This is a genomic window from Pelotomaculum propionicicum, from assembly GCF_048984525.1.
In the GTDB taxonomy this organism is placed as follows: Bacteria; Bacillota; Desulfotomaculia; order Desulfotomaculales; family Pelotomaculaceae; genus Syntrophopropionicum; species Syntrophopropionicum propionicicum_A.
This window is the reverse complement of sequence record NZ_JBMGJC010000015.1, coordinates 1-15,537: the sequence shown is the minus strand read 5'-3', so window position 1 is coordinate 15,537 and position 15,537 is coordinate 1. Positions and strand designations below refer to the sequence as shown.

Sequence of the window (15,537 nt, the reverse complement as noted above, 5' to 3'; positions counted from 1 at the left end):
TTAAATTTTATCCCTTCTCGTCGATTGTATCAGCGATAAAAGCGTTTGCTTCCGGCAGCAGCTGCTTCCTCGTCTCCATGAAGAGCAGGACCGCCTGTAACCCCGACCAGTCGGGTGGCAGCAGCTGCAGCGGCAGTTGGGGGTCTTCCTGCATGATGCCAAAAATCTGCAGACCGTACTTGTGCAAAAACGGAAGGACCGCGCCACCCCTGGGAGGTCCTGTATCCAATTCACCGACAGCATGCTTTAGGCCGGCAATATAATCTTTATACTTCTTGTTCAACTCCTCAACCGGCCACATTTCCGTGACAATTTCCGCCAACCGCCTGCCGCCGGCCAGTTCGCCCAGGAACAGGTACAGGGATTCGGCCATCCCAATTTCCGCCGCCAGAGCTGATACCTGACCGGAAGCGTCATACGGGGAAATCCACATGTGCCTTTCAACAGATCCGTAGCCGAGCTTCCTTAGAGATAGTGCCAGTTCTTCCGCGGCGCCGGCAGGAAAATATACGGCATTCCATTTGCCGTTCCACTCCTCACGCTGCAGGGCAGCTCTCTGCTGAAATATCCGTATTGTATTCCACCAGTACCGGAGGGCATTTCGGCCCTGGTCCGTCAGCCGGTAATATACCTCATTTTCTTTCTTGAAATTGATCAGAAGTCCGTTTTGAACTCCTCTCGACAGCCCCATCCTGACCGCGGTTTCATTTTTATTGAAGGGCGCCAGTATTCTTAATATTGTTTTCAGAGGCAATTCATCAACCTGTTTTTCAGTTAAGAAAGCATTAAAAATAAATAACAGGATGCTGGTAATGCCTTCATTTCTCCTAACCTTCAAATACATCTTTAACATACACCGCTTCTTGAAGGGCCATCTTTACCATGATTTCCAGGCAAGCCGGCTCTTTTTTTAATTAGCAGCATTATTGAACCCAGGATTCCTGCCGCCAGGAGTCCCGTATCCTCCAAAATGCCAAGGCTGAACGCCGCGCTAAAGCCAAACAGCGACCAGAGCAAGGGTATTATTATTATTCCCCTGGGCAGTGTTTTAACCGCCAGCAGCATCATCCCAAAGGTAAAAATAGTAGTGGGGCAGGGGGCAAGGCCGAAAGAAGGAGAAAAGGGATAGCCGTGGCCCAGCCAATAGCCCGCCAAAGGGTAAATCAGCATGGCGTACAGAATAAACAGGATGCCCGTTACAGAGACGACGCTTGGGGTGAATTCGTATGAGATTTTATTTTTTAACATACCCGCCACAATAAACAGCAACCCCTGTATCACAAAAAATGACCCAAAAACGTAAGCTGCTTTATTGATGGAGCTAAAATAGGTGATATGGTAAAGCGCGCCGTTCCAGACCCAAAATATCCCCAGGATAAGATTAACCAGCCGGTCTGAATAGGACCTTTTCCTAATGACACAAAAAACCGCCGCCAAGCCTAAAGTGTACGCAACCAGGTGAGCCGGCCACATGGCGAGGTTGTAATTTTGAAAGACGCCTAAAAACTGGTCGACGGTAAAGGGTAAAGCCATCTAAAACACTCCTTCTAATGGTTTTAATTTTTATCAGTCAATCAGCAAGCCGGTACAATGCGGCCCTCCTCCCGTATAACGTATGATTTTGTATATTATTATTATGTTATAACACATATATTATGTCAATATGATTTTTGTTATAACATAATAAAAGCGACAAGGGATCATCCCTTGCCGCGTTGTTTTTACTGCCACCAATCGTTATCAGTTACGCCGGGGTCTTCGCCAAAATAAAACAGCGGCAAATCTTCCGGGTCCATGGCCACGTCGCATCTCCTGATACCCTCCATAAGGTGCGGGTCATCATTTTTAGAAATTTTTATTTTGAACACCTCCTTAGGATTTATCATGGCCAAAACAGCCGCAAGCTAAATAACCTATTGCTGGATTATTTAAAACAAGCATTTTTCAGGACGGGATGGGTAAGGAATCACTATGAGAAGAGAAAATATAATTTTAATGGGGCTTCAAAAGGTATTGAGATAAAAAATGCAGAACATACGAATAATAAATTCATTTTACAGGGCAGGATTTTTTTATAATAAAGCCTGATGCTTTCCAACTGCAAGGCAATGTTACAGCCTCAGAGTAAGAGAGATCGGAGGACAGCTTTTTGGCTAATTTAACCGGTAAAGAGGGTAAAACGAAGTACGTTCAGGAAACGTTTAATTCCATAGCGAAGAGCTACGACTTGATGAATACGCTTATGACTTTTGGTCTGGACAAGTCCTGGCGCAGGCTGGCAGTGAAACGCTCGGAACTAAAAGAAGGCGGGACAGGGCTGGATGTCTGCTGCGGCACCGGGATGCTGACCATGGAGCAGGCGCGGGCGGCAGGGCAGGCGGGCAGAATAACCGGGCTGGACTTTTCGGAAAACATGATCGACGTGGCGCGGCAGAACATAAGGGACTTTGAATTTAAGGACAATATACGGCTGGTCCAGGGAGACGCCATGGACCTGCCCTTTGAAAATAACGTGTTTGACTGTGCCACCGTGGGGTGGGGGTTGCGCAATGTCCCTGACATTTTTAAAGTAGTCCGGGAGATGGCGCGTGTTGTTAAACCGGGAGGAAAGGTTGTATCTCTGGACATGGCCCAGCCGGTGACACCGGTTTTCAAGGAACTGTACTGGCTGTGTTTCGATAGGGCGATTCCCGCTATGGGGAAGCTGTTTTCCGGCAATAAAAAGGCATACAAGTACTTATACAGCTCAGCAAAGGGTTTTGTGCACCAAAAAGACCTGGCTGAAATATTTGCGCAAGCCGGATTAGTCGAAACCCGTTATCTTAACTTGTGCGGCGGAGTAGTGGCGATAGTGGAAGGCAGAAAACCTTAATAATTTTCCTTGCAGGAGGCCGTTTATGGCCAATGATATTAAGCTTTTTTACGACCTGACAGCGCAAGAAACAGCTGATCAGTGGTATGGGGAAGAGATATTAAAACCCACGGTTCTGGATTTTGTCTCTCTGCTTCCGGCGAAACCAAGGGTACTCGACCTTGGCTGCGGCCCCGGGCATGAAAGCATGCGGATTGCTCAAACGGGCGCGGAAGTCCTTGGGGTGGATTTTAGCGGGGAGTGTATTTCCATAGCCCGGGCCAGGTGCCCCCAGTGCCGGTTTGAGGTGATGGATTTTCGGGACCTTGATGGGAGGTACGGCAGTTTTGACGGTGTATTTGCCGCCGGATCGATGCCGCACCTGGCTCCTGGCGAGATCGGCACGGTCCTTAAAAAAATCAGGAGTATTCTGACCGGGAACGGTTATGCCGCAATCATAGTCGTTGACGGTGAAGGAATAAGTGAAAAATTCAGCAACCTTGAGGTGGACGGCAGAGTCCTTAACCGGACGTTTTACCTGTATACAAGAAAATACATAACTGAAGAAGCAAAAAAAGCCGGGCTTAAATTTGTGCGGGAAGGGTATTTGGACCCCATTTTTCACAAATACGGCTGGAGGAATTATATCTTCAGGTAAGCACACGAGAACCGTCCCCGTGTGCTAATTTTTGAAAAGAAAGAGGGAAGGCCATGTTCCAGGTAGTTCTGACACCGGCGGCGGGCAAAAGGTTAATCGCCAGGGCGGTGGCTGCTCACCCCGCGGTCCAGGTGGCTCTCCGCTCCGGTACCATTGTCATCATCGCGGGAACCACCAACGGCTTTGTCGCCGAGGAGGTTCTGGCGCAAGCCGGACAAGCAAAAGAATTCAGCCGGAGGCGGTTTTTTCGCGGCATAACCCTTCCTCCCCACATGCCGGCGACTGAAACAGGCAGGCTTCCGGACGAAACCGGGTTTCCCGGCGACGTGGTCATAGTTAAGGGTGAATGGCGGCAGGGGAAGACCATTTTCGATGTTGTCGACGATCTAAGGGAAGGCGACATTATTTTGAAAGGCGCCAATTCTTTAGACCTGTCGCAAAAGAGGGCTGCCGTCCTCATCGGTGACCGCCGGGCCGGCACAATTGGAGCTTCTTTGCAGGCTGTTGCCGGAAGGAGGGTGCGTTTGCTGCTGCCGGTTGGATTGGAGAAGCGGATTTCCGGCAACCTTGACCAGCTGGCCGCGAAACTCAATGCGCCCGGTGCTCACGGGGCAAGGCTGCTGCCGGTTCCGGGCGAAGTTATCAGCGAAATCGAGGCTGTTTCCATCCTTTCCGGCGCGGCCGCCGAGCTTGTCGCGGCAGGCGGCGTTTGTGGGGCGGAAGGCTCGGTGTGGCTCGCTGTCAGTGGGAGACCAGAGGAGGAAAAACTGGCCGGGGAGATTATCGCGTCAGTGGCAAAAGAACCTCCTTTTACATTTTAGGGAGGTAACATATATGTACGGGCTGCTTGAACTGGAAACAGATCGGTTTACCCTTCGAAAAATAGAAGATGGCGACCTCGAAACGCTGCACAGTTATTGGTCGGATGAAGTGGTAACAGAATACATGAATGCTACTTTTAAAAGTATCGAAGAAACTCAGCAAATGGTTGAATTATTAAACATTCTTCCGGAAATAGGGGAGGGCAGGCGCTGGGCCATTGTAGATAAAAGAAGCGGGTCTGTTCTGGGAACCTGTGGTTACCACAATATGAAAGCGGAACACCGGCGTGCTGAGATTGGATTTGAGTTAGGCCGGGAATATTGGGGACGGGGTATCATGCAGGAAGTAATGAATATAGTTATTCCTCATTGCTTCGAGGACCTTGGCCTTAACCGGATTGAAGCCTTTGTTACAGTGGGTAACTACAGGTCCCTTAAAGCTCTTGAGAAATTAGGCTTCAAACAGGAAGGGGTACTGAGAGAATATGAATTTACCCAGGGGAACTTCCGTGACCAGGTGGTCCTGGCCATACTGAGGAGTGATTGGGGCAACCAAATTTAGAATTTTCCAAAACTTAGGTACCCGGTACCAAAGTTATTGAATATTCCATAACTTAGGTACCGGGTACCTAAGTTATTACTTTACTCTCCCAGATAGGCCTTTCTGACTTCGGGGTTGTTAGCCATATCCCCGGCGGGGCCTGAGAGCGCTATTTCCCCTGTTTCCAGCACGTAAGCGCTGTCGGCGACGGAGAGGGCCATATGGGCATTTTGTTCGACCAGCAGTATGGTTGTCCCGGTGTTGTTTATTTCCCTGATGATCGAGAATATCTCTTCCACCAGCATAGGGGCCAGGCCCATGGACGGTTCGTCCATCAGGAGCAGCTGCGGCCTCGACATCAGCGCCCGGCCCATGGCCAGCATCTGCTGTTCGCCGCCGCTAAGAGTCCCGGCAAGCTGGCTCTTTCTTTCCTGGAGCCGGGGAAATCTCTTGAAAACGTTTGCCAGGGATTCTTTGACCTCCTGGGAACTGCTGCGGGAATAAGCCCCCATTTCCAGGTTTTCCAGCACGGTCAGCCTGGTAAACACCCTCCGCCCTTCGGGGACCAGGGAAATCCCCATGCTTACGATTTTGTAAGGGGGTACTTTGTTGATAACAGCCCCTTTGTATTCAATCCGTCCGTCCTGAGGGCGCACCAGGCCGCAGACGGTCCTCAGGGTGGTGCTCTTGCCGGCCCCGTTGGCGCCGATCAGGGCGACAATTTTCCCTTCCGCGACTTCGAATGAAATACCTTTTAAAGCCCGGATGCCGCCATAAGAGACATGCAGGTTTTCAACCGCCAAAAGCATGATCAGACCACTTCCTTCCCGAGGTAGGCAGTGATAACCGCCGGGTCCCGCTGTACCACCGCGGGGGTGCCCGAAGCGATTTTACACCCGTAATCAAGGACGTCAACACAGTCGGAAATGTTCATGACAAACTTCATATCGTGTTCCACAAGCAAGATGGTCACGCCGGTTTGCCTGATATTTAAGATCATCTGCATCAGGGTTTGTTTTTCCTGCGGGTTCATGCCGGCGGCCGGTTCGTCCAGGAGTAAAAGCACCGGCTCCGCGGCAAGCGCCCTGGCTATTTCCAGGCGCCTTTGCTCTCCGTAGGCCAGGTTCCTGGCCAGCTCGTTCTTTTTTGAGGCAAGCCCGACCAGGTCAAGGGCGGCAATGGACTTTTCCACTATTGATTTTTCCTCCCGCTTTACCCCCGGATGGCGGGTCAGCGCCCCGAAAATACCGGCGCCGGCGCGGCTGTGGCGTCCGATCCTGACATTATCAAGCACCGAAAGGTTTTTAAACAATCGTATGTTCTGAAAGGTCCGCGCGATGCCCTGGGATGTGATCGCGTATGGCTTCAGGCCGGTTATATTTTTGCCTTTAAAGGTAACCGTGCCCTGGGTGGGAGTGTAAATACCGGTGATAACGTTAAAAACCGTGCTCTTGCCGGCGCCGTTGGGCCCTATCAGTGACCCGATTTTTCCTTCTTCCACTTTCATGTTTAACTCACTAACCGCGGTCAGGCCGCCAAATCTGATTGTCATCTGATCAAGTTCAAGCAAAACAGGCATATGCACACCTCTGGTTATTGTTTGTCACCGGATACAGTACCTTTGCCGGTCCTGCGCAGCCAGATATTTTTGAAGAGCCGCACCAGGTCAACATTGCCCAGCAAACCGTACGGGCGGAAAATCATCATCAGGATCATCAGGGCGCCGTAGATCAGCATGCGGTATTCCTTGACGAAGCGCAGAAATTCGGGCGCCAGGCTGAGCACCGCTGTGCCCAGGATGGTCCCGGGGATACTGCCAAGGCCGCCCAGCACCACGAAGTTCAATATGTCAAATGACCTGGCGAAGCCGAAGTCTGAAGGGTTTAGGTACTGCATCATGTGGGCGAAAAGAGCCCCGCTGACCCCGGCAAAAAAGGTGCCTACCGCGAAAGCCTTGATTTTGTACCAGTAAACGTTGATGCCCATGGTCTCGGCCGCAATTTCGTCCTCCCGGATTGCCACCAGCGCCCGGCCAAAACGTGAATTTTGGATACGGTAAAGGCTGAAGACTGTCAGTACGACCAGGAGGTAAACAAGGGCGATATTGGTTTCTTTGGGTATGCCCCCAAGACCCATGGCACCGCCGGTAATTTTCGTGTTTATAAAAACAATTCTTACGATTTCACCAAAACCGAGGGTAGTAATGCCCAAATAGTCCCCCGTCAGGCGCATGCTCGGGATCCCCAGCAAAATTCCAAAAAGGGCGGCCATCAGACCTCCCGCGAGCATGTTCAGGAGAAACGGGGTGTGCAGGTAGATGCTCATTAAGGCGGAAGAATAAGCTCCGATACTCAGAAATGCTGCGTGGCCGAAGGAAAACTGACCTGTAACACCGGTAATAAGGTGCAGACCCAAAGCGGCAATAAGGAAAATTCCCATCGTGGTCAGGACCTGGTTGTAATAAGGGTTGGTAAAAATGCTTAAAATACCTTCCATTTGCCTACACCTTCCTCTGAATGGGATGCCCCAGAAGGCCGGTAGGCCTGAAAAGTAGAACAATAATCAAGAGGCCGAAAGAGATTGCTTCCTTGTATGTGTCAAATCCCAGGGCCACGCCGAAAACCTCCGCTATACCCAACAGCAGGCCACCCAGCATCGCCCCGGGGATGCTGCCGATCCCCCCTACAACCGCAGCGCAAAAAGATTTAAGGCCTACGCTGACACCCATAAAAGGGTTGATGGAATTAAAATACATGCCCACCAGCACCCCGCCGGCTGCAGCCAGGGCGGCGCCCGCGGCAAAGGTGAAAGACACCACGTGGTTAACGTTGATGCCCATCAAGTTCGCGGTTTCATAGTCCTCGGAGGTAGCCCGCATGGCTTTGCCGATTTTAGTGTACTTGATTGTGACCTCGAGAAAAACCATCATCAGGCTGGCGACGACAAGTATTATAACCTGGACCAGGGAAAACTTGACCGGGCCAAGGGTATAGAGTGTATCCTGGATCACTTGGGGGAAGCCCAGCGGGTTGGGGTCCCCTTTGATCAGGGTGACCAGGGTTTGCAGGAATATGGAAACGCCCAGGGCGGAGATAAGGGGAGCGAGCCTGGGGGAGTTCCGGAGCGGGCGGTAGGCCACCCTTTCTATCAGCACCGCCAGGGGAACACAGACCGCCATTGCCGCCAGCAGGGCAATAAAGAAATTGACTTTATATACGGCAACCATGATCAGGCCCACAAAAGCGCCTATCATGTAGACTTCACCGTGGGCAAAATTTATCAGCTGGATGATGCCGTAGACCATGGTGTAACCCAGGGCGATCAGGGCATAAGTAGAGCCGAGGGTTACCCCGTTTACTAACTGCTGAAAAAACATTTATAAACCTCCTGATTTAAGCCGCAGCAAGCGGCAGAGGACGTAAAAAAGGCGCCGGTAAAGCGGGCGAAAGCCCGGACAACAGGTTTTTTGCTTGTCAACAGGTACCCGGGCAGCCTTTGGCAGGCTGCCCGGCTCTGAATCAGACTAAATACGAAAACTAGGCTGTCGGTATCACAGTTTTAACAATGAATTGCGAGTCTTTAACTTCCTGCAGGTAGACAGGGCTCTTGATCGGTTCGCGGTTAGCGTCAAAAGTGATCGTGCCTGTCACGCCTTTAAAATCTTTGGTCTTGGCCAGCGCTTCTTTAAACACGGCCGGGTCGCTGCTGTTGGCCTTCTTCATGGCCTCGGCCAGCATCAGCACGGCGTCGTAGCCCTGGGCCGCGAACATATCCGGTTTGTTGTTGTTGTTCTGGGCCTGGTACTTTTCAATAAACTCCTTGGTGATACCGGCGGTGTTTTTGGGGTCTACCGCAAAACCGGCGTAAACCATGCTGCCTTCAACAGCTTTATCTCCTAATTCATAAAGTTCCTTGCCGAGGAGCCCGTCACCGCCGGCCATAACCTGGTTCAGGCCCTGCTTGCGCATTTCTTTCATGAACAACGCGCCCTCATTGTAGTAACCGGTAAATATAACACCGTCAAAACTCTTCTGGCTCAGTGAGGTAACCTGGGCGCTGAAGTTGGTGTCCTTTTCCATAATGCTTTGTTCCGCCACAATTTCAACGCCGTATTTAGCCAGCGCCGGTTTGAAAATAGCAGTCAGGCTTTCGCTGTAGGACAGGCCGGTGGTGGTTACCAGGGCCACCTTTTTCCACCCGAGTTCTTCTGTCAGGTACTTGGTGACAGCCGGGGCTGCTACAGCGTCCAGCAGCGTGTCACGGTAAATATAGTCGCCGATTTCAACAACACCGGTGCCAACGGCTCCCGCTGAAAGGAGCACCACCTTGGCCGGCTGGCAGATTTGTGCTGCCGTCTTGGTTATGCCTGTGGTCGGGTCGCCTACTATGGCGGAAACTTTCTGGGTAATCATTTTCTGGGTTACATTGGCGGCCTCGCTGCTGTTGCTGCCGTGGTCGCCTTCAACAATTTCCAGTTTTTTGCCCAGGACACCGCCGGCTTTGTTGATATCCTCCACCGCCATCTGCATACCCTTGAGGGTCTCAATGCCGTAGTGGGCGTGGGCGCCGGTTTTTCCTCCCAGGAAACCTATCTTGATAGTGTCTCCCCCCGCGGCATTGGGAGCGTCTTTAGAGCCTCCGCAGCCAACTGCCAGCAGCGCCACTGCCAGCAGCGCGACCAGCGCGAACAAGTAAATCCTTTTCCTCAATTCTCCGATCTCCTCCTTTATTAAAATTGTTAATAAAATTAGTTACAATTTCGACATTTTTACCGGCAATACCTTTTTTTCAACATAAGGAGAAACCTTGTTTTAAGAACCGAACTAATCGAACCTACTGTTCATCCTTAGTGGTGTTGCTTTTAGCGGTCTGAGGATCTAAAACCTGATTTTTCACAGAGGAAATGAAGAGGCAAAGGCCGAAAATAACGGTAATGCCGCCGGCCATCTGCAGCAAGCCGGGTATCTCCCGAAAAATAAAATATGCCAGCACGGTCGCCCCCACCGGCTCGCCGAGTATACTGACCGAAACAACCGCGGCTTTGACATAGCGGAGCGCCCAGTTAAAAACGGTATGGCCAAAAATTGTAGGCACTACGGCCAGGGCGAAAAACCAGAGCCAGTCCAAAGCGGGGTAGGGGTAAAGCCGGGTCCCGGATGCCAGGTTGAATATGAGCAGGACGGCCGCGGCAGAGCCGAATACCACAAAAACATAAGGAAAAAGTGAGAGCCCTGACCTCAGTTTGCGGCCGATCATCATGTACACGGCCACAAAAAAAGCCCCGCTGAAAGCCAGTATGTCTCCTTTCAATGCCGTGCCGCCCAACTGGAAATCGTTGATGCCGATCAATACGCTGCCGGCCAGGGCTATGGCTGCTCCCGCCATCCCTCTCGCGCTGATCTTCTCCTGCAAAAATAAAACCCCGCCTGTGAAGACGAAGAGGGGCTGCATCGTAACCAGCACTGTGGAACTGGCAACGGAAGTATAATTAAGGGATGTTATCCAAACTGAAAAATGCAGGGCCAAAAAAGCGCCGGCAAGGACTGCCATACCGAGATCGCTCCTCTTGATGACCCTTAGTTCCCGGCGGCCGGCGGAATTTAAAGCCAGCGGGGTAAGCAGGCCAACCGTGAAGGCCAGCCTGTAAAACGCTATCACCAGCGGAGGGGCGGTGGCGAGCTTGGTAAAAATGGAGGAAAACGCGACGGCCGCCACACCCAGTAAGACAGCCGCAAGAGGGTTAAATAATGTGTCTTTTCTTTCCACAGATATCTCCGTTTATCGTTTTATTATCAAATTCTCTGCCTGCCGGCCGGTTTCCTTTAGAAAATCCTGGTGGAAACATAAACCCGGCTCAAAGGTAAACATATTGACAGGATTTACAGGATTAATAAAGATTTACAAGATTAAATAATTCTTTTTAGTTAAAACAAAATAAATTTATTTTAAATCCTGTTAATCCTATTTAAATCTTGTTAATCCTGTCTATTTGTTTTTATCTTTTCCATTTATCGGCGCCGCGTCAGCGGTATGGATGTCTAATAAATAAAAACGTTTAAAAATTTAATAATAACCGGGGGGTTTTCATGAAAGCATTAATTAATGATGTGTTATGCAAAACAATATCAGAAAACGGGAGGCAAGGCCTCTACCGCGACCCGCTTATTGGATTTGCCCGGGCGGACGACTCTCTTTTCGGTGAATTAAAAAGGGCGGTCGGGACCAGCCACCTGCTGCCTTCAGACATCCTCGCCGGAGCGAAATCGGTGGCGGCCTTTTTCATACCATTCAGCAAAGAGCTGGTCGAGGTAAATAAAAAGCACCCCTACGTCGCCAGGGAATGGGCGGGGGCGTATATTGAAACGAACCGGCTGATCAGCCTTTGTTGTGAGAGGCTGGCCGAAGCGCTAACGTCTGAGGGAGTAAAGGCAAACTGGCAGCAGCCCACACATAACTTTGACCCGGATAAGCTCGTCTCTTTCTGGTCCCACAAGCATGTGGCCTATATCTGCGGCCTGGGCACCTTCGGCCTGCACCACATGCTGATAACGGCCGCCGGCTGCGCGGGACGCGTCGGCAGCATCGTCCTGGACCGGGCGCTTGACCCGACGCCCCGCCCGGAAACGCAAAAATGCCTTTTTCACAGCGCCGGCAAATGCCTCGCCTGCGTCCGGAACTGTCCCACCGGCGCCCTGACGCGGGACGGGCTGGACAAGCATAAATGCTATGGGCGCTGCCTGGAAGTGGACGCTTATTACAGCGACCTGGGCCTCTGCGACGTCTGCGGCAAATGCGCCACCGGGCCGTGCGCCGTAAGAGAACTGTAGGTTTTTTATACATCAAAACTTCAAAACTTAGGTACCCGGTACCTAAGTTTTGTAATTTTCTAAAACTTAATAACTTAGGTACCCGGTACAGGCACATAACTCGACTTGTTCCAGACCATATTAAGGGCATGGATACAAAAACAAAAGCCGGCCTTTCAGCCTGGCAGCTGACAATGCTGGCTCTCGGAACGGTGGTGGGAGGTTCCTTTTTTCTAGGGTCTTCCATTGCGATCAGGGCGGCCGGCCCGGCCATATTTCTGGCATTTATTTTGGGAGGCGTCCTCGTCTATTTTATTCTGTCCGCCCTTTCCGAGATGGCGGTGGCAAACCCGCGCCCCGGCTCTTTTCAGGCGTACTCCCAGGAGGCCTTTGGCCCGTGGCTGGGGTTTGTTGTCGGCTGGGTCTACTGGACCGGGCTTGTGCTGGCCATGTCCAGTGAGGCAACGGCTGCTTCAGTATTTATACAGGCATGGATACCCCGCGTGTCGCTGCCGGCGCTGGCAACGATCATTGTGGCCGGGGTTACCCTCCTCAACCTGCTCGGGGCCAGGACTTTAAGCCACCTGGAAAGCAGCCTGGCCGCTGTGAAACTGGCAGCCCTGGCAGGCTTTGCCGGACTGGCCCTGGCTCTGATCATAGGGATCTTTCCGGGAAAAGCGCCGGTGGGGTTGGGAGCGCTGGCATTAGAACCGGTTTTCCCCGGGGGCATCAGGGGTGTTGCCGGGAGCATGCTGATCGTCCTGTTCAGTTACGCCGGTTTTGAAATAATCGGCCTGGCCTCTTCTGAAGCGCGGGACCCCCATAAAACAATCCCGAGAGCAATTATTTACACGGTAATAGTGCTTATAGGGCTGTACTGTTCTGTGATTGCGGTCCTGCTGCCTCTCGTCCCGACAGCCGGCCTGTCCCAGGAAGTCAGCCCGCTGGTGGCGGCGTTGACCAGCGGAGGGCTGAGCCGCGCGGCCGGCTCCATTAATGTTATTATGATCACGGCGATCATTTCTACCATGCTGGCGGCCACCTTCGGCCTGGGCAGGATGGTCCGTTCCCTGGCGGACGCCGGGCATGCTCCTGCTTTTTTAGTGGATAAGGGGGATGTCCCCCTGCGCGGCATCCTCTTCTCGGGAGCCGCCATGCTGGCCTCGGTGAGTTTAGGGTACCTGCTGCCCAGGCAGATATACCTGTTTCTGGTCAGTTCCGGCGGATTTTCCCTGCTTTTTGTTTACGCCATCATTCTAATCACCCATAACAAACACAGAAGAATATATGGCTGTCCTCCCAAAGGCCACTGCCAGCTCGCGGGCTTTCCGTACACTTCCTGGTTCGCCATTGCCGGACTGGTCGCCGTCATCGCAACCATGCCGTTAATCCCAGGCCAGGGATCGGGCCTGTACGTGGGCCTGTTGCTGACAGGTTTCTACCTGATGGTTTATACCATTTTTAAAAGTAACCCGCGCAGGCTTTTCAGCAGGGGTTTGGCACTGGCCAAACCCTTACCTCCCAATTTATTGAATACAAAAGAACACCCAAATCAAATTAACAAAGAACCAGGGCGCAAGTAGCATGTTGTCTCCATGGTGTTGAGCCCCTTGGCATTTGAGCCGTGGGACATGAGTGGTGAGTCGTGGGTACATTCTGCATTTCGGAGCTCCTTTTTCGATGTAGGGTTGGCAACTAATATTTCGCACTTATTAAACTTTAATGCCTTAAAATATCTAGTTCTTTTACTTATGAATAGAAAAACCACCCTTTTGTTCTGGTAAAATAGAAGGTGAACAAAGCCATAAAAACCAGGAAGAAAAGATGCTTCTGTGGCTTCTATTTGCTATTTGAGAGCAATATTATGTTTTCCATAGTTAAGTAGGTAACTTAGACATCAATGCCCACTAACGCGGTACCAGCAGTAAGGAATTAAAGAAAAGCGAAGTATGCACAAGGGAGTGGTATCAATGGAGGAAAACAGCCTGCGGGGATTTTTGGAGAAACTGGAGAAAGCGGGGCAGCTGGTGCATTATACTGATGAGGTTATGCCCGAGCCGGACATACGGCGTATTTGCAGGGCGGCTTTGGATATAGCGGCGGGAAATACAGGCCCGGCTGTGCTGCTCGAAAATATCAAGGGCTATAAGGGCAAGCGCCTTGTGGTGAATGTACTTGGCACATGGGCAAACAATGCCGTCATGCTGGGGATGGACAAGGACACTCCGCTCAAAGATCAGTTTTTTGAATTTGTAAAACGCTGGGCGGGCGGCAGCGACGGCGAGCTTCAATGGGTTAAGGAAGCACCCTGCCAGGAAGTAAAAATCACCAAAGACATTAATCTTTATGAAATTTTGCCTTTATTCCGTATCAATAAATATGACGGCGGCTTTTACCTTTCCAAGGCTTCAATAGTTACCAGGGACCCGGAGGATCCCGACAGTGTGGATAAACAGAACGTGGGGATATACCGTGTCCAGATCCAGGGCCCCGACACCCTGGGAATACAGGTGCTGCCGTTCCATGACGGCGGAATCCACCTGCGCAAGGCTGAAGAAATGGGAAAAGCGCTCCCTGTCGCGATATGCCTGGGAGTACACCCTGTGGTCAGCCTTATGGCCAGCGCGCCCCTGCAATACGACCAGTCTGAGTACAAATACGCGGCATCCTTCATGGGGGCGCCCCTGGTTTTGGCCAAAGCACTCACATCTGGTTTGGATGTCCCGGCCTATACCGAGGTCGTGCTCGAGGGTGAGTTCGTACCAAGGCAGCGCTTCGTTGAAGGACCCTTTGGCGAATTTCCGGGGAGCTATTCAGGATCCCAGCGCCAGTTCCGGATCAAGTTGAATACCGTTACCACCCGGAAGGACCCGATCTTTGAAAATCTGTATATTGGCCGTCCGTGGACGGAGAATGATACCCTGCTCGGGCTTAACACCAGCACGACCCTCTACTTCCAACTAAGGGAAACCATGCCGGAGGTAAAAGCCGTCAATGCGATTTATCAGCACGGCCTTACCGTCATCGTCGCCACAGACAACCGTTTTGGCGGTTATGCCAAGACGGTGGCCATGAGGCTGGCTTCGACCCCGCATGGCACTAATTATGCCAAGAATATCATCCTGGTGGACGGGGATGTGGACCCCTTTAACCTGGTGCAGGTGATGTGGGCGTTGTCTACACGGGTACGGCCTCAAAAAGACGTAATTATAATTCCCAACACACCGGGGATGCCTCTGGACCCGTGCTCCGAACCTCCGGGCATGGGCGGCAAGCTGATCATTGACGCGACTACCCCGGCCGCTCCGGAAACCGCCAGGGAGGTACGGATGGTGGAGCGGATGCCCGAGGCGGACCCGTATCAAAAGATCTTGTTGGACTTGCAGAAGGCTGCCAGATAGGCGTGAAAGGAGATTCTCACAATGAAATGTGTTCGCTGTTTAAAAGATAACGCCGCCAAAGTGGCGGAAGCGCCGGACGGGAGCAAGGCCTGGGAGGTATACGTCTGCGGCGGGTGTAATTTTGTGTGGCGGTCAACCGAAGAACCTGAAGTCATTGATCCTGAAAAGAGGGATCCCTGGTTCCAGATGGCCGGCGTGGATGTTGAAAATATCCCGGTGTTTTCACCGGTCCCTCCTCTCAGGAAGTAACAGGTGTGTCAGGGGGGTGTCAGGGGGACGGGGTTGTTGACACTTTTTTTTGGTGTCAACAACCCCGTCCCCCTGACACACAGATTATACTTCAGTAAGTTCTCCTGGCATGGTTTTAGCCAGGAGAACAAAAAACCGCCCGCTATGCGGGTGGGATTCAATGCTTAAGCAAAGCAACACCCTTCTGCTTTCTGTTAAAATGATGAGTGT

Annotated in this window: 17 protein-coding genes; 8 read left to right on the top strand and 9 right to left on the bottom strand. The window is 51.7% G+C overall.

Annotation, left to right across the window (positions count from 1 at the left end; all coding sequences use genetic code 11):
- Positions 1 to 7 precede the first annotated feature (7 nt).
- The 3 genes from ACOBQJ_RS14855 to ACOBQJ_RS14845 form a co-directional block, all read right to left on the bottom strand.
- Positions 8 to 844, bottom strand: coding sequence for a PaaX family transcriptional regulator C-terminal domain-containing protein (locus ACOBQJ_RS14855; RefSeq protein ID WP_421072552.1), 837 nt, complete (start codon positions 842 to 844; stop codon positions 8 to 10).
- Between the two features lie 2 nt (positions 845 to 846).
- The gene (locus ACOBQJ_RS14850; RefSeq protein WP_421072551.1) at positions 847 to 1,533 is read right to left on the bottom strand and encodes a DUF6064 family protein; all 687 of its coding nucleotides are present in this window, start codon (positions 1,531 to 1,533) and stop codon (positions 847 to 849) included.
- A 188-nt stretch (positions 1,534 to 1,721) separates the two neighbouring features.
- Positions 1,722 to 1,868: a hypothetical protein gene (locus ACOBQJ_RS14845; protein WP_421072550.1), complete on the bottom strand. Its 147-nt coding sequence runs from the start codon at positions 1,866 to 1,868 to the stop codon at positions 1,722 to 1,724.
- 281 nt (positions 1,869 to 2,149) lie between these two features.
- On the opposite strand from ACOBQJ_RS14845, the gene ACOBQJ_RS14840 reads away from it, so the two are divergent.
- Genes ACOBQJ_RS14840 through ACOBQJ_RS14825 form a run of 4 tightly spaced genes read left to right on the top strand, consistent with a single transcriptional unit; the run spans position 2,150 to position 4,892 of the window.
- A complete protein-coding gene (locus ACOBQJ_RS14840; RefSeq protein ID WP_421072549.1) occupies positions 2,150 to 2,872 on the top strand; it encodes a demethylmenaquinone methyltransferase in 723 nt (240 codons plus the stop codon).
- A gap of 25 nt (positions 2,873 to 2,897) precedes the next feature.
- Positions 2,898 to 3,509 (top strand): class I SAM-dependent methyltransferase, encoded by a 612-nt coding sequence (locus tag ACOBQJ_RS14835; RefSeq protein WP_421072548.1) that lies wholly within the window; start codon positions 2,898 to 2,900, stop codon positions 3,507 to 3,509.
- Positions 3,510 to 3,562: 53 nt separating this feature from the next.
- Positions 3,563 to 4,330, top strand: coding sequence for a hypothetical protein (locus ACOBQJ_RS14830; RefSeq protein WP_421072547.1), 768 nt, complete (start codon positions 3,563 to 3,565; stop codon positions 4,328 to 4,330).
- A gap of 13 nt (positions 4,331 to 4,343) precedes the next feature.
- Positions 4,344 to 4,892 (top strand): GNAT family N-acetyltransferase, encoded by a 549-nt coding sequence (locus tag ACOBQJ_RS14825; protein ID WP_421072546.1) that lies wholly within the window; start codon positions 4,344 to 4,346, stop codon positions 4,890 to 4,892.
- 80 nt (positions 4,893 to 4,972) lie between these two features.
- Here ACOBQJ_RS14825 and ACOBQJ_RS14820 read toward each other — a convergent pair whose 3' ends face one another.
- The 6 genes from ACOBQJ_RS14820 to ACOBQJ_RS14795 form a co-directional block, all read right to left on the bottom strand.
- A complete protein-coding gene (locus ACOBQJ_RS14820; RefSeq protein WP_421072545.1) occupies positions 4,973 to 5,680 on the bottom strand; it encodes an ABC transporter ATP-binding protein in 708 nt (235 codons plus the stop codon).
- A gap of 2 nt (positions 5,681 to 5,682) precedes the next feature.
- Positions 5,683 to 6,450, bottom strand: coding sequence for an ABC transporter ATP-binding protein (locus ACOBQJ_RS14815; protein WP_421072544.1), 768 nt, complete (start codon positions 6,448 to 6,450; stop codon positions 5,683 to 5,685).
- Positions 6,451 to 6,464: 14 nt separating this feature from the next.
- Entirely contained in the window at positions 6,465 to 7,367 is a 903-nt protein-coding gene (locus ACOBQJ_RS14810; RefSeq protein ID WP_421072543.1) for a branched-chain amino acid ABC transporter permease, read from the bottom strand.
- 4 nt (positions 7,368 to 7,371) lie between these two features.
- Positions 7,372 to 8,247, bottom strand: coding sequence for a branched-chain amino acid ABC transporter permease (locus ACOBQJ_RS14805; RefSeq protein WP_421072542.1), 876 nt, complete (start codon positions 8,245 to 8,247; stop codon positions 7,372 to 7,374).
- Positions 8,248 to 8,407: 160 nt separating this feature from the next.
- Positions 8,408 to 9,580 (bottom strand): ABC transporter substrate-binding protein, encoded by a 1,173-nt coding sequence (locus tag ACOBQJ_RS14800; RefSeq protein WP_421072541.1) that lies wholly within the window; start codon positions 9,578 to 9,580, stop codon positions 8,408 to 8,410.
- Between the two features lie 124 nt (positions 9,581 to 9,704).
- Entirely contained in the window at positions 9,705 to 10,637 is a 933-nt protein-coding gene (locus tag ACOBQJ_RS14795) for a DMT family transporter (protein WP_421072540.1), read from the bottom strand.
- 320 nt (positions 10,638 to 10,957) lie between these two features.
- On the opposite strand from ACOBQJ_RS14795, the gene ACOBQJ_RS14790 reads away from it, so the two are divergent.
- From ACOBQJ_RS14790 to ACOBQJ_RS14775, 4 genes are all read left to right on the top strand, one after another.
- Positions 10,958 to 11,698 carry an epoxyqueuosine reductase gene (locus ACOBQJ_RS14790; RefSeq protein WP_421072539.1) on the top strand — a complete coding sequence of 247 codons (741 nt, stop codon included), beginning with the start codon at positions 10,958 to 10,960 and terminating at the stop codon, positions 11,696 to 11,698.
- Between the two features lie 128 nt (positions 11,699 to 11,826).
- Positions 11,827 to 13,260 carry an amino acid permease gene (locus ACOBQJ_RS14785; protein WP_421072538.1) on the top strand — a complete coding sequence of 478 codons (1,434 nt, stop codon included), beginning with the start codon at positions 11,827 to 11,829 and terminating at the stop codon, positions 13,258 to 13,260.
- A gap of 387 nt (positions 13,261 to 13,647) precedes the next feature.
- Positions 13,648 to 15,078 (top strand): non-oxidative hydroxyarylic acid decarboxylases subunit C, encoded by a 1,431-nt coding sequence (locus tag ACOBQJ_RS14780; RefSeq protein ID WP_421072537.1) that lies wholly within the window; start codon positions 13,648 to 13,650, stop codon positions 15,076 to 15,078.
- 21 nt (positions 15,079 to 15,099) lie between these two features.
- Positions 15,100 to 15,327: a non-oxidative hydroxyarylic acid decarboxylases subunit D gene (locus ACOBQJ_RS14775; RefSeq protein ID WP_421072536.1), complete on the top strand. Its 228-nt coding sequence runs from the start codon at positions 15,100 to 15,102 to the stop codon at positions 15,325 to 15,327.
- Positions 15,328 to 15,537: the final 210 nt, after the last annotated feature.

What these genes read in the sequence shown, in the direction of transcription:
- ACOBQJ_RS14830 (WP_421072547.1), top strand. Translation starts at nt 3,563, where the DNA reads ATGTTCCAGGTAGTTCTGACACCGGCGGCGGGCAAAAGGTTAATCGCC.
- ACOBQJ_RS14835 (WP_421072548.1), top strand. Translation starts at nt 2,898, where the DNA reads ATGGCCAATGATATTAAGCTTTTTTACGACCTGACAGCGCAAGAAACA.
- ACOBQJ_RS14825 (WP_421072546.1), top strand. Translation starts at nt 4,344, where the DNA reads ATGTACGGGCTGCTTGAACTGGAAACAGATCGGTTTACCCTTCGAAAA.
- ACOBQJ_RS14790 (WP_421072539.1), top strand. Translation starts at nt 10,958, where the DNA reads ATGAAAGCATTAATTAATGATGTGTTATGCAAAACAATATCAGAAAAC.
- ACOBQJ_RS14775 (WP_421072536.1), top strand. Translation starts at nt 15,100, where the DNA reads ATGAAATGTGTTCGCTGTTTAAAAGATAACGCCGCCAAAGTGGCGGAA.
- ACOBQJ_RS14820 (WP_421072545.1), bottom strand. Translation starts at nt 5,680, where the DNA reads ATGCTTTTGGCGGTTGAAAACCTGCATGTCTCTTATGGCGGCATCCGG.
- ACOBQJ_RS14810 (WP_421072543.1), bottom strand. Translation starts at nt 7,367, where the DNA reads ATGGAAGGTATTTTAAGCATTTTTACCAACCCTTATTACAACCAGGTC.
- ACOBQJ_RS14780 (WP_421072537.1), top strand. Translation starts at nt 13,648, where the DNA reads ATGGAGGAAAACAGCCTGCGGGGATTTTTGGAGAAACTGGAGAAAGCG.
- ACOBQJ_RS14805 (WP_421072542.1), bottom strand. Translation starts at nt 8,247, where the DNA reads ATGTTTTTTCAGCAGTTAGTAAACGGGGTAACCCTCGGCTCTACTTAT.
- ACOBQJ_RS14850 (WP_421072551.1), bottom strand. Translation starts at nt 1,533, where the DNA reads ATGGCTTTACCCTTTACCGTCGACCAGTTTTTAGGCGTCTTTCAAAAT.
- ACOBQJ_RS14815 (WP_421072544.1), bottom strand. Translation starts at nt 6,450, where the DNA reads ATGCCTGTTTTGCTTGAACTTGATCAGATGACAATCAGATTTGGCGGC.
- ACOBQJ_RS14855 (WP_421072552.1), bottom strand. Translation starts at nt 844, where the DNA reads ATGTATTTGAAGGTTAGGAGAAATGAAGGCATTACCAGCATCCTGTTA.
- ACOBQJ_RS14785 (WP_421072538.1), top strand. Translation starts at nt 11,827, where the DNA reads ATGGATACAAAAACAAAAGCCGGCCTTTCAGCCTGGCAGCTGACAATG.